At 57.1% G+C, this 13,479-nt stretch carries 9 protein-coding genes and 3 pseudogenes; 5 read left to right on the top strand and 7 right to left on the bottom strand.

The annotated features are described in order from the left end of the window. Positions 1-127 precede the first annotated feature (127 nt). On the top strand, positions 128-766 hold the full coding sequence (locus BM43_RS17310; RefSeq protein ID WP_042284826.1) for an acyl-homoserine-lactone synthase: 639 nt from the start codon (positions 128-130) through the stop codon (positions 764-766). A 138-nt stretch (positions 767-904) separates the two neighbouring features. Here the strand turns inward: BM43_RS17310 and BM43_RS17315 are convergent, their stop codons facing one another. Then, positions 905-1,471, bottom strand: coding sequence for a hypothetical protein (locus BM43_RS17315; protein WP_042284828.1), 567 nt, complete (start codon positions 1,469-1,471; stop codon positions 905-907). 462 nt (positions 1,472-1,933) lie between these two features. Between BM43_RS17315 and BM43_RS40545 the strand changes: the two genes are divergently transcribed. After that, positions 1,934-2,296 carry a hypothetical protein gene (locus tag BM43_RS40545; protein WP_127841036.1) on the top strand — a complete coding sequence of 121 codons (363 nt, stop codon included), beginning with the start codon at positions 1,934-1,936 and terminating at the stop codon, positions 2,294-2,296. Between the two features lie 512 nt (positions 2,297-2,808). Here the strand turns inward: BM43_RS40545 and BM43_RS39005 are convergent. Together BM43_RS39005 and BM43_RS17325 are read right to left on the bottom strand one after the other, a co-directional pair. After that, positions 2,809-3,036, bottom strand: coding sequence for a helix-turn-helix transcriptional regulator (locus BM43_RS39005; RefSeq protein ID WP_036050217.1), 228 nt, complete (start codon positions 3,034-3,036; stop codon positions 2,809-2,811). Positions 3,037-3,379: 343 nt separating this feature from the next. Beyond that, positions 3,380-3,871, bottom strand: a pseudogene (locus tag BM43_RS17325) (tyrosine-type recombinase/integrase); the annotation flags it as partial. Positions 3,872-3,922: 51 nt separating this feature from the next. Here BM43_RS17325 and BM43_RS17330 point away from each other — a divergent pair. Further along, a pseudogene (locus BM43_RS17330) lies at positions 3,923-5,184 on the top strand (IS256 family transposase); the annotation flags it as partial. A gap of 58 nt (positions 5,185-5,242) precedes the next feature. Here the strand turns inward: BM43_RS17330 and BM43_RS42290 are convergent. The 4 genes and pseudogenes from BM43_RS42290 to BM43_RS17340 all read right to left on the bottom strand — a co-directional run. Then, a pseudogene (locus tag BM43_RS42290) lies at positions 5,243-5,449 on the bottom strand (integrase); the annotation flags it as partial. 758 nt (positions 5,450-6,207) lie between these two features. Next, positions 6,208-6,438 carry a hypothetical protein gene (locus BM43_RS40555; RefSeq protein WP_127841035.1) on the bottom strand — a complete coding sequence of 77 codons (231 nt, stop codon included), beginning with the start codon at positions 6,436-6,438 and terminating at the stop codon, positions 6,208-6,210. A gap of 47 nt (positions 6,439-6,485) precedes the next feature. Continuing rightward, positions 6,486-7,406, bottom strand: a complete 921-nt coding sequence (dsbG, locus tag BM43_RS39010) for a thiol:disulfide interchange protein DsbG (protein WP_080742310.1) — start codon at positions 7,404-7,406, stop codon at positions 6,486-6,488. 1,088 nt (positions 7,407-8,494) lie between these two features. After that, complete coding sequence (locus tag BM43_RS17340; protein ID WP_080742312.1) at positions 8,495-9,895, bottom strand: efflux transporter outer membrane subunit; 1,401 nt, start codon at positions 9,893-9,895, stop codon at positions 8,495-8,497. A 383-nt stretch (positions 9,896-10,278) separates the two neighbouring features. Between BM43_RS17340 and BM43_RS17345 the strand changes: the two genes are divergently transcribed. Together BM43_RS17345 and BM43_RS17350 are read left to right on the top strand one after the other, a co-directional pair. After that, entirely contained in the window at positions 10,279-11,445 is a 1,167-nt protein-coding gene (locus BM43_RS17345; RefSeq protein WP_157693212.1) for an efflux RND transporter periplasmic adaptor subunit, read from the top strand. A 1-nt stretch (position 11,446) separates the two neighbouring features. After that, positions 11,447-13,453: a MacB family efflux pump subunit gene (locus tag BM43_RS17350; protein WP_036050212.1), complete on the top strand. Its 2,007-nt coding sequence runs from the start codon at positions 11,447-11,449 to the stop codon at positions 13,451-13,453. The last annotated feature ends 26 nt before the right edge of the window (positions 13,454-13,479 follow it).

The raw sequence follows: 13,479 nt of genomic DNA on the forward strand, positions 1-13,479 counted from the left end.
CACCATACAAATGACGTTGGCCCGTGCACGCTCGCGCGCATCCATCAACACCCTCCCAAAGCTCCGAGTTCCCGGGCCACAGACACGCTGATAGCGTCGCCTCAACGGCTAACTCCAGGAGGAGCCCATGTCATCCATCGTTGCCGGCAGGCTTGATGACCTGCCATTGGATATCCGTTGCAATCTCGGCACCTTTCGCCACAAGGTCTTTGTCCAGCGCCTGCACTGGGAAATACCTGGCGTGTCCGACGATGCCACAATCGAGTGGGATGAATTCGACGCTGCCAGTACCATCCATCTGGTCGCACTGTCCGCCGACGACGAGGTCTGCGGATGCGCGCGTCTGATGCCCACCACAGGACCCTATCTGCTCCGTGATGTTTTCCCACAGCTCGCAGGCCCAGGCTTGTTGCCGTCATCGAGTTCGATATGGGAGATGTCGCGGTTCGCAGGACCCGGACTGCCAGACCACCGAACCGGCTCGACCTCGGGCATGTCCTTGTTCCCCTACGCAATGGCGCTCGCCCTCTCGTTCGGCGCGACACACGTGATCGGCGTCGTCTCGCGCTCCGTTGCACGTCTGTACAGACGTTTCGGACTCGATCTACGCGATATCGGCGTTCGATCTGCGCCGGGCCGCGCAGATATCGTTGCGTGCTCAATTGAACTGGGGCCTGCTGCGTTCCGCAATCTCCAGTGCGATCCCGATACGTTACTGGACTCGATCACCCGCTTCGGGCAGATCTTCACAGGTCCCACTCGCTAAAGCTGGCTTGCGGGGTCATTCGTCTTCCACTGACGCGGGCGCCCGTTCTGAGTATACGCTCGGTGACAAGCACCTCGCCGGATGCGGCAACGAAACGACGAGACCGCAAGCGGCAGTCCAGGCGACTGGCCTCCTGCATCAGCGCATCCGTGCAGGCCGCCAATGGTGGCGGTTGTCGGCCTCCTTCGCCCAGTCCGGCCTGATCGCCGACGCATAAGCCTGCCCGCTGCGCGAAGCCTCTCCGTTCCGTTGCGAACTCAAGCCCAGGCGTTCGTCGATGGCGTGCGCGACAGTCGAAGACTTCGGAGGGTGATCGTGATCGCAGTCCACCCAGAACGTACACATTGCATCAAACAGGACGGACAGTATCGAAGTCACGTAAGGAAGCTTCACGACAATGCCCTCCACGGATCGGCCAGCGGTGGACTTGCCCCAATGCTCGTGGAATTCGTTCACAGGCATCATGATCCGCAGAGAATCCAGTTCACGCTGCAGGCGATCTTCAAACGAGTAATGAACGGTCGCGGAATGCGCAAGCGCCTTGCGCAGTTCGCAAAGCTGCCGGTCCTTCATTGCCACGCATCTGGTCAGCCGATGGACTTCAGACTCGGCCCGCTGCAAACGCTCATCGGCAGCAGCATTTGGCGGTAGCATCTGAGGGGCGCTCCCCATGCCAGCGACTGTCCATGCATTGAGTTCTTTCATGATGTTCCCAGCCTCAAATGCGCGTGCCTGTACCGTTCCAGTTGTGCCATTCCGGCTGACCGGCGCGGGCGCGAGGGCACCTGAAGTTTCGGCCACTGGTCAATCGTGAGGTTCAATCGCGGCGGAGTCGTCGGGCCTGAGCCACGTATCTTTTTTCGGTTTTCTCAGACGAAATATCAACTGCGAAGAAATGGAGGGTATGCTTTAGCGTAGTCGGCACAGAGACGCGGAAGTGAACATCCCACAATTCTGGTGACCGCTGGTCAGCGCGCAAGCGCCGCTGGAAGGCAAGGCGCGAGTCTGCTATCGGGAAAGGTGCATGGTTCAAGACTGCGAAGCGATCTTGTACGGAAGTCCGTTTTGATGGTCTAACGGAACGCGTTTTAGAGAATGTCCTGCAATAGCCAGCAACGTTAGACGTGAGTGCCGGGGACCGCGGGGGTGACGTTTCAGCCAACATCAATGAGTCATCTGTTGCGACTCTCGCAGAACCGGGAGCTCCACAAGATGTGTTTGAACGTACGTGCGGACGCCCCGTCCCAGGTAACATGCCGTCGACCAGTCACGAGACGCGCGCTGGATTCGCCGACGCGTGATGGGCCCGCCTACACGTCATTCGACCGAACCAACACCTCGCTGCTGATGCTTTTCGATTCCGACCTTGTCGATTCGACCTCGCTGAATCTCGGGCCAGCCGAAGTGGCTTCGGTATCGTCACGGATGACGACGAAAATCTTCATCGAAACGAAATCCGGTACTGATTCGCCGGAGATCATCGCCTCCGCGCAAATCGCCTGCGACGCCTGCTCATCGTCTCATTTGTAGGCACCCGGAATATACGCACGCCCCCCTTTGCCGAGGTGCCTGCGCTACCCGTATTCGATGTCGCCCAGACGCAGGCCGGTCGAACGCCATGATAAAGCCGGTCTCTGCGCCGTTGGGCTGATCTTGATAGATGCCGAAACCAAGGGCATTGGACCGTATGAGAGGATGAGAGCTGCGGTAGGACTAGCGGGGGTAACGTCCCGCGCCGACGGCCACCAGGAGATGATGCGTGAGCGCCCTCGCTAGAGCGGCTGCGCACCACACCATCGTAGCGGCCGATACAGGCGTCTGCCAGGCGAAATCGGAGAAATAACGGTACTGACGATCGGCACCCACACCCTTATGCCGCCGGCACATTCCCGTATCGTCTGTAACTCCTTCGGATGCACTCGATTGCCGTCGGCAATCTAATTCCACGCCGCACTGGACACGACCCGCTCCCGCCGAAGGCGGAAGCGGTTGAATGGGCTCTGCCGCGAAGCTCGCTAACCTTCCCGTCCGCAGTTAAGAGGCTATTCCGGACTACACCAGCCTGCCTCTGGACGATTCGCGATCCACGCATCGATTTCGCTTTCGAGCCATGCCACCCTTCCGCCACCAATCTCGACAGGCTTCGGAAAATTCCCTGCCGCCAGGTACCGGTAGACTGTGCTGGCGCCAAGGCCTACGCGCGCGCGCACCTCCCGAAGGCGAATAAGGCGGGCTTTCGCGCCTTCGCACCCACCACTGTGCTCGTTCATGATGCAGGTCCTCCTGATGGTGTCCGGTCACCGCCGGACGTTGCCAGATTAACTCGCCTTCACCGGCGCCTCAAACACGCGTTCAGGAGAATTGTTGCCAAAACCCGAGTGGTGCTCCCGCGGCGGATTTCTCATGGTTTCCCTGTGGTTCCCACTCCGCCAACACGACGAGCCGGTTCTTGCTCCGAGATCCCACGACGTAAAAAATCCTCGCTATTTCCAGCCGCATGGCTGGCTGGCGACCAAACTGCGGGCGACCGCGAATCACTGATGCGCAGAATGCCGCCGCCAGATCTGACGCCCATCATTTACGGGTTGACATTCGTGAGCGATCCAAAATTATCTATCTTTTCTCGTCACAGTATGCCGCCCAGTCGTCCATCATCTGCTTGCGACGCTGGAACATGTCACCGCGACGGTAGGCGGCCTCGACCTTGTCATCCACTGTGTGCGCCAAGGCCATCTCCGCCATCTCGTTGGGATAGGTCGTACACTCGGCGGCCCAGTCACGGAATGTCGAGCGAAAACCGTGTACTGTCAGGCCGGTGCGTTTCATCCGGCGCAGAACCGTGAGCATGGCCATGTTGGACAGCGACCTGCCCTTCTTCGTCCCCGGGAACACCAGGTCACCGTCTGTCTCTTCAAGCAGCCGGCGCACCAGTGCAAGCGCGGAATCAGGCAGCGGAATCCGGTGTGCCCGTTCGGCCTTCATCCGCTCTGCCGGCACCGTCCATATAGCCGCCTCCAGATCAAACTCGTTGCGCACAGCACCAATGACTTCACTGGTCCTGGCTGCGGTCAGGATGAGCAATTCGAGCGCCCGTGCTGCGGGACCTATCCGTCATTTCGTGGGCGAGGCATATCATGAGAGGTAAAAGTCATGGATATGCCAATGAAGAAGAAACGAACGGTAGCATCCCAGGCAGCGGCCCGCGGGCCGCTGCCTGAACTGCCCAAGGAATTGCTGGACCAGTTGGTCAAGGGGCCGATGACGCCGGTCGAGGTGCAGGACCTGATGCTGGCGTTCAACAAAGCGATCATCGAACGCGCAATGGGCGCCGAGATGAATTTGCATCTGGGCTACCCGCCGGGCCAGTCTAAGCCGGCCGGGCAAGCCAACGAGCGCAACGGCGCCAGCGGCAAGACGGTCATCACTGATCGTGGTCCGGTTCGGGTCGAAGTCCCCCGCGATCGCGACGGCAGCTTCGAACCGATCCTGATTCCGAAGCACGAGCGCCGCTTCACCGGCTTCGACGAACGCATCATTGCGATGTACGCCCGTGGCATGAGCGTGCGCGAGATTCAGGCCTTTCTGGCCGAGAGCTACCGCACCGAGGTATCTCCCGACTTCATCAGCCCGGTCACCGACGAGGTAATGGCCGAGGCGCTGAGCTGGCAGAGCCGCCCGCTCGAAACGATGTATCCGGTGGTGTTCTTCGATGCCCTACGGGTCAAGATTTGTGACGACGGCGTGGTCAGCAACAAGGCCGTCTATCTGGCCTTGGGTATCCAGGCCGATGGCCAGCGCGACGTGCTGGGCCTCTGGATCGAGCAAACCGAGGGGGCCAAGTTCTGGCTCAAGGTGTTCAACGAACTGAAGACGCGCGGCTGCCAGGACATCCTGATCGCCGTGGTCGATGGCCTGAAGGGGCTCACCGAGGCCATCAGCGCGGCCTATGCGCGGACCACCGTTCAGACCTGTATCGAGCACTTGATCCGCAACAGCCTCGAATACGCCAGCTACAAGGACCGTAAGGTGCTCGCCGCAGCGCGGCGCCCGATCTACGCGGCTGCCAGCGAAGAGGCGGCACGGCAGGCGCTGCAAGACTTCGCCGACGGGCCTTGGGGCGCGAAGTGCCCGACGATCGTGCAGTCGTGGCAACGCGCGTGGGAGCACGTCGTGCCGTTCTGCGTGTTTCCGCCGGAGATTCGACGGGTCGTGTACACCACGAACGCCATAGAAAGTTTGAACATGCAGTTGTGCAAGATCATCAAGACCCGTGGTCACTTCCCAAATGACGAGGCGGCCATCAAGCTACTCTGGCTGGCGTTGCGCAACGTACTGGCCAAGACCGTGCGGTCTGCGTTCGACTGGAAATCAGCGATGAACCCCAGTTTGCTCTCCTGTTCGGAGAGCGATTATGCAGGCGCGCGGATAACACGTTGTTCAACCGCCTCGCCCACAAAAATGCGGACAGGTTCGTGCCGCCGCGATGCCATCCTGCGCCCGCAGTGCCTTGACGAACGCTGCCGATTCTGTGTACGGCAGGGCGGCATGGTGCCGGACCTTCCGCACCTTTGTGCGCGCAGGCAGTATCTTGTCGAGGTGGCCCTTCCATCGTGCCGGATTTTCGCCTTCACGATACCGGTGCACCGTCGCCCAGTCGAGCACTGACTCGAGTTCTCTTATCCGCCAACTAACTGCATCGCCAAGCCACGCGAGGCCTCACGAACTTCTGCAAGGCCGACTACCGAGAAGAGTTCTGTCATCCGTGTCCTTTCCTGGCTGCAAATGCGATAAAGGGTTGCGCCCCCGTTATCTCGTGCTTCGGAGCGAAACGTAACGCTACGGGAGCAGGACGAGTCTCCGATCGTCAGCGTCGACAAGCCAGGCTTCCGACACGGAGGCGAGCGGAAGAATCTCAACCGGTGTATCGAAACCGCCGACGGGCGTAGTAGCAAGCAGTTCTCCGACGCCGGCGACGAGATCGCGGATGGAGACGCTGCCGATGCCGCTACCCAGTATCTCCAGGCCCGAACTACGCAGAGCGTGGGCCGAGACAGAAATCACCTCGCCCGCGATTGATCCCATCTGCGCGTGGCGAAGCCGCGGCTTGCCGACCGCAAAAGCCCCCAAGCTCCGATGCCCTGTCGTGACGATGCCAGATTTCGCTGGTGATTCCGAGCCAGCGGCGGGACGACCGCGTGTCGCCAAGACAACTATGCGGTACGTGTACGATGGCAAAACGCTGGCGGAGAACGGCAAGTCGACCAGCGCTCATGACGAAAATTGACGATTTCACGGTCGGTATAATCTCATGCCCTAGCCGGCTGCCGCTCCAACGCCCTCATCATCGACGCGCGAGGTATCTCGGCCGCAGTTATCCTGAACGGAACGAATTGTAACAAAATCACGCAAGAATTCTATAGACGCAACGTGCCGATATCATGCTATGAATTTCCACACCCTCGCCGATCTTTCGGATGGCTGATCGTAAAAATAGAAACACAACCCACGATAAAAAGCAAAGTAACGGATGCGCCGCTTAGATATCCAAGTATAGGATATTTATTAAAAAATAACATGCCTGGCAAGGCGCACAAAATCATCCAGGCGAGAGTCAAGTACACCACTCGCTTCTTACGTTTCGCTTTGCATCTTTCGAGTTCGATTTGGTTCACGTGTTCTCCAGCTATATCGAGTTCTCAGCAAATTCGGTTGCGATAAATTATCTGAAACGCTCTAGCTCTGGATCAGTCTGCGGCAAAAGCGGTAGCGACAAGGCGGCAGAAAGTGCTGATAATCGAGGCATCCCCTGCAAACTTTGCCAGTGCCCAGACGCATCGCGGTAGACAATTGCAGGTGTTCCCACGAAGCCCATCGCGTCAAAGAGCTTCTTGTTCGAGCTGAGTTCGTCAGATGTTTGCTTTGGGATAGAGCTTTCCGCATCGATTGCCGCTGACTCTGTACGTTCGTCGAAGCCAGTCTCCATCGTATTTAGCACCCGCGCTGGATTCGCCGCATCAAGCAGCGCCGCGGCTTTTCCGGGAGAATCCTTCTTTAAAAACCCGAGTGGAACCCAATGTACGCTGAGACCGGCGCTCTCGTAAGGCAGTAAAGCCTTCCATAGCAGATGGCAAAATATGCAGTTGGGGTCCATAAAAACATAGATTTCGGCGCCACTCGATGATGCCCCGCTTGCTATTGAGCGAGTAGCCAATATTCTGGAAGAAAACTCGTCATAGTTAGTCTGAGGGGCGTACTCACTGATATATTTTGCACTCAAATTTTCTCCTTTCCCACTTAGCAGTGTTCCTACGACAAGCAAATCGTCGCGCCCTGGCAGTGTATAGACGATCGAGTAGTGCCGCGGCGCAGTTTGCAAGACGTGACCTACGAAGCCACCAGCAGCAGGAAAGGTCTTTAAAATTTTATTTCCGCTCTTTTCGGCCTGCTGTAATGCAAGTGGAAGCGATGTCCGTTGTTGCTCGTCGGAGGCCATATCAACATGATCTTGGAGCGGTGCGGGGTTGGGCAATAATCCTTGAGCACCAAATGAGGGCGCACAGAAAATTACTGGCAGCATAACGACGAGCAAGCGCCGGAATGCGTCGATCGCGGTTATTCTTACAATTTTTAAATTATTCATTTATAAGTTAGAGAAAAATATTAACTTACAATTCTACGTCACCTCGATTAATCACCGGTGCAGCTTGCGGCTCCTGACAGTCTCATGAACATATATATCCGGCGACGGTCGTAGCCACTCCTCCACCGTATGTGCACGCCTGGTTAAATGCCGTGCTGCATAGCCACACAGATGCGCCCTCAGTAAATACCGTCCCAGCGGCGCACGCGACCGCGACCGCGATGGTGCCGCAAATTGCACTTGTCACAGTAAGAGTAGCAAGGCCACATACAAGCCCTTCGCCGGGTGTACCTGTGCTGGGACTGCAATAACCCACATCAGTTTGACAACCATCCCCGCAATATTCGTCGGTGCTACCGCAGAATCCATATTCGCTGCAACATAGTTGATTCGGGCAAGCCGCATAATTGGCTTGTATGCCGCACTGCTGCGCATACCCCGCAATCGGTAAAAACCCGATCGAAAATAAAATCACAAAATTAGTAACCACCCGAAAAAATTTCATCATTTTATTCATAAAATCATTCATTTTATCGACGGAAGAAAAAATCGTACAAAATAATTAAAAATAAATCAACAAAGAAGAATAAATTTTCAATTTTTTCTACAATTTTAAAAAGGCAGATTTCGAATAGCGTCAGCTCAGAATTTAATTTCCATCTCATCTACCGCCGTTAGAATTAAACGGTCCGCATCATTCCTTAGTCGCCCTTGAGCGACTTGGAGCTCCTTGTGCGGCAGAGCTTTGCGACCGAAGCCATGAGATTTACCCTTTCTACAGGGTAACGTAGCGGCCCATTGATGTAGGTTCGTCGGCCTGCTGTCCGATGTAAAATTCGTTTGACGAGAGGAGATTCGGACATCGGGATTGACTTCCTGCTACCCTCTGCCCGTTTCATACGATCACTAAAACTGACCACCGGATGGCGGAACAAGCCGTCGGCGATACGATTCAGCAACGGCCCAAGGACCTGCGTAGCCCACCGCCACATCGCATCTAAGCGTTATCTGCTTGGCGGGGGCCATGAAGGCGCAACAGCAGTTTATGTGATCTTCCCGATATTTCTCTCCCTGCGAGCAGACGGTTATCACGGCAGGTCGATCGTGCCGCCGAGCGCAACTATCAGCGTAACCTCGCTCACAATCAGGCGGTAACGCGCGCTGGATAGAGACGAAACTGCGTTCCGCGCCGCCTCGTCCGCATCGAGTACTGTTTGCAGTGGTACTGTGCCGACGTGGTACTGCGCCGCATAGGCGCGTTCACTCTCGTTAGCGTACCCCACCGCCCGCTGAAGCTGTGCGATTTGAGCGTTGTAATCATCGATTGACGACAGCGCATTCTCAACGTCAACCAGGGCCTGATAGAAGGTCTTCTTGAAGGCTACAACCTGCTCGTCGTAAGAGATTCCTGAAGAAGCTATCTGCGATTTCATTGTCCAAGCATTTAGAAATGGAAACGCGATAGACGCCGCGATCGAACCCACTGGATTCTGCAACAGATTGCGAAGCGTTTCGCTCGACGTACCACCGGCGCCGGTCAGGCCAAACGTCGGATAGAAGCTAGTGCGTGTCGTGTCGACTTTGCGCAATGATTCCCTGAGCCGGAATTCCGCCGCCTTGACGTCCGGTCTTCGCGACAGCACATCAGCGGGTACACCAATCGGTATATCCGTAAGCGTCTCATTCAAAGCGTTTGCTTCGACTGGATACACTGTGCCAACGGGATCGCCGACCAAAATGGAGAGCGAATTTGAAGTTTGGACCTGCTCGTCCCTTAGTTCGCTCCACTGTTGTTCTGCGACAATCAGCGCCTGTTTCGCTGCAAGAATATCGATTGCCGTCGCGATACCAATATCATGACGACTCCGTACATGCCGTAACGTTTGCTCGTCGTATTCGATGGTGTTGCGATTCAGATCGATCTGATCGGAGATAAGTGCGAGTTGCCAATAATCGTCTGCTACTTCGGAGCTGATAGTCATGGCGACCGCTATTTTGTCCTGGTCGGTGGCGCGTGCCTCCCATTCAGCAGCTTCGACCTGGTCTGCGATGTTTCCCCACAGATCGAGCTGCCAGGAAACCGACAGCGAGGTGGCCGCTTCGTGAGTTGTTGTCTTCGGCGCCTTGAAACTGTGCGAGGCGGACAAACCGATCCCTGCCGCGAGCATTGGATAGCCCTGTTCCCGGGCAATACCTACCTGCAATCTTGCTTGCCGCAAATTCAGGACCGCGGTTGCGAGATCCCAGTTTGCTTTCATCGCCTTGTCGATAAGGTGATTTAGCGCAGGATCGCCGAATGCTACCCACCATGATGGCAGATTAGATCGAATGTCGCTCGAGGTCGAACTGTGCCAATTAGGCGCAAAGTGCAAGCGGGGACGTTCGTAGGTCGAGTGATTCAGCGATGCGCAACTAGTGCACAGGAAAGTCGATCCGAAAACGCAGGCGAAGCTGACGACGAAACCTCTGAAGCATGCACTCGGCATCATGGAACAGATACCCCGATATTCTTTGATTTGAGTCGCCCATCAGGCTTCTCGTTACGGGTCTCTCCCGAGCTTCATGCGAATCCTGTGGGCAATATTTGTGCTAATCATCGTACGAAGGCCTCGCCTCTAATGCAAGCAAAAAAATTCAAAGTTCAACTTCTACATCTGATTGGGGATGATTTTCCAATGATGGCCTTTTAAAGGCCGCTCATGGACGGCGCAGAGATTTTCCCTAAGAAAAAAATACCATCCGTTGACCTTCGCGACGCCGTTCCATTATCGTCTGTGGGCGTTTCGACCCGAGAGTGCTGGACGCCTGCGCAGATCGCAGGACGGCACCTGATCGTTTTCGTTACAACAAATCAAAGAAACTTGGCGTGTCCGTGAAAATCTCCCGTCGTAGTGCAGTCATCCCTATATCGTTTATCGCTCTGGCATCGATCGCAGGCGGATACTTGTACGTCTCGCATCGAGACGCGAAGCCGGCGTTTCGCTACCTTACGATTCCGGTAACGCGCGGCGCGATTGTCGATGTGGTGCATGCCACTGGCACTCTCGACTCGTCGAACGTCGTCAACGTAGGCGCACAGGTGTCGGGCGAAATCAAGAAGATGTATGTCTCACTTGGCGACCGCGTGAAGAAAGGCCAAATGATCGCCGAGATAGACAGTGCGACGCAGATCGACGCATTGAATACCGCGCGCGCGATGCTCGCCTCGCTCGACGGCCAGATGGCATCGGAGAGGGCGGTCCTCGAGCAGGACCGCATCGCATTCGATCGCGCGCGCAGGCTTGCCGGAAGCGACGCAGGATCGCAACAGGACATGGACAATGCGAGGCTGGTCTATAAGGCTGCGCTGGGTACACTTCGATCGCTGCAGGGGCAACGTACCGTGGATCAGATCGCCGTCAACACCGCTCGGGTTACGCTCGGCTACACCAAAATCCGCGCACCAGGCGAAGGCGTCGTGGTCGCCTTATTGTCAGTTCAAGGACAAACCGTCAATGCAAACCAGCAGACACCGAATATCGTGATGCTAGCCGACCCAAACAAGCTGATAGTCAGGACTTCAGTGTCCGAGATCGACATCCGCAAGATCAGGCCCGGACAAATAGTGTCAATAACCTTGCTCGGCGGGGGGCGTGAATATCGCGGTACCGTCCGTTCCGTCGCACCTGCGCCGCGTGATTTCGATAGCGAGAACTCGCTCTCGTCACAGAAACAGCCAGGCGCGATCACGTTCGATGTGGTGATCGGCGTCGATGATCCCGACACGCAGTTGAGGCTCGGCACCACCACCAGGGTAAGTATGAGAGTCGCATCGGCCTCAGACGCGATCGCACTACCATCCGAACTGGTCAACGTTCTCCCGGGCGGTCGCAAGGGGTTCGTTCAGGTGCTGGAGCACGGCAAACCGAAGCTGAGGGAGGTAACGATTGGCATCGACAACGGCAACATCGTGCAGATCTTGGGCGGACTCCGGCCAGACACACGGGTCATCACGAAGGTCGAACCCACAACTGCTCCCTCGACGTTGAGGGGCGGATGACATGACGCATGACGAATCCGGCACGGTGATTCCCATACTGGAACTCGAATACGTTTCGCGCGAGTATATGAAGGGTGGTAAGGTATTGCGCGCGCTCGACGACGTTTCGCTGCGAATCGAGGCGGGAGAAATGGTCGCGATCGTCGGCAGTTCGGGCTCGGGCAAGAGCACGTTGCTGAATGTCATCGGTTGTCTTGACCGGGTAACGCGCGGTTCGTATGCTATAGAAGGTCGGCCTATCGGTGCGTTCGGCCAGGACGAGATCGCTGCAATTCGGCGTCGTTACTTTGGCTTCATTTTCCAGAAGTACCATCTGCTTGCCGGGCTCACCGCGTTCGAAAACATCGAGTTGCCCGCCATCTATGCGGGTACGTCCGCGACCGCGCGACGCGAAAGCGTTACCGCACTGGCCGAACGCTTCGGGATTGCCGGACGACTCCTTCACAGACCGGCAGAACTCTCAGGCGGTCAGCAGCAGCGCGTGAGTATCGCGCGCGCGCTCATCAACGGCGGCAAGATTATCCTCGCCGATGAGCCAACGGGCGCACTCGATCGAGAAAATGGCGAGCGGCTCATGCAGGCACTCGGCGAACTGAACGCGGCTGGCCATACGATTGTCTTCGCGACCCACGACCCTGCGGTGGCTCGTCATGCCGGGCGCGTGTTGACGATCGAAGACGGAAAGATCGTCTCCGACGTCCGCTCCGCGTATTGGGACGTGCCGCGCGGGGATGGGGCAACTTGCGAGTCGAAAGCGACGCCTCCCGTGATCTCTCGCCCCGAGGGTACTCCTTCGGCACGAACCGCCGCGCCGCAACACCACCTTCGCTTCCTGCCGCTTGTCCGTTTCGCGTTGACATCGGTGAATCGCCGTCGGATGCATCTGCTCCTGACGGTACTTGGCATCGCGATCGGTGTTGCTGCAGTGGTATGTGCGAACGCGATCGGCGAAGCATCGCGCCAAAAAATCGTCAATTCGCTTCGCGGTGTCCAGTCGAACACCATCGAAGTCTTTCCGCAACGCTTTCTCCAAGCGGCAGCGCAGAGACTTGTACGGCCCCTCACGATGGACGATCTCACTGCCCTCGCAAGGCACGAGGGAGTTGACAGTGCGACACCGATGGTGAGCGGCACACAACTGATGCGCTCGGATCTGGCAACGGTCAACGGCACCCTGAATGGCGTCGACAGTACCTATCTCGATGTCAATCAGGTCACAATGGCCGAGGGTCGTTTTTTCGACAGGCTGGCAGTTCGGCGCGCGACACCGGAAGTCGTGCTCGACACGTCAGCGCGCAACAATCTGTTCGGGCACGGCACCGCGGTGGGCCGCGTCGTGATCGTCGGAGCGATTCAATGTCTTGTGATCGGCGTCGCCAAGCCGGGACTGGGTATGACAGCGAGTCCGTCCCCAACCATGTGGATGCCTTATACGGCTTACCTGGAGCGCGTCAACCCCGCCGCCGATCTGGACAAAATCGTTGTGCGGCCAAGCGCAGGTGCGGTTGAGACTGGCTTGCTGACGTCGCTGACCAGTCTCATGATCCGGCGTCACCAGGCGATGGACTTCCACATCTACGACACTGACACGATTCGAGCCACGATACTATCGACGAACGACAAGCTCGAATGGCTGATCGGTTCAATGTCGGCGATCGCGCTTTTAGTCGCGGGCGTCGGCGTGATGAACATGATGCTGACGTCGGTATCCGAGCGAAAGAATGAGATTGGCGTACGCATTGCGATCGGGGCACGCCGCGTGGAAGTCCAACTCCAATTTCTGTTCGAGGCGATCTACGTCTGTGTGTGCGGGGGCATGGTTGGGCTTGGGCTAGCCTACGCCGCCAACCGGCTCACAGCCGGAATTCCCCAACTCGACATGATTTTCTCGACCGACTCGATCGTCATCGCGCTGGTCGTTTCGAGCATGGCCGGCATTGTTTTCGGTTCCTACCCGGCATTGAAGGCTGCGCGCCTCGACCCGGTGAAGGCACTCGCCGACGAATGACCAGCGCCAAGACCAAGGGAACGGTA

Source organism: Burkholderia gladioli (assembly GCF_000959725.1).
GTDB classification, from domain to species: Bacteria; Pseudomonadota; Gammaproteobacteria; order Burkholderiales; family Burkholderiaceae; genus Burkholderia; species Burkholderia gladioli.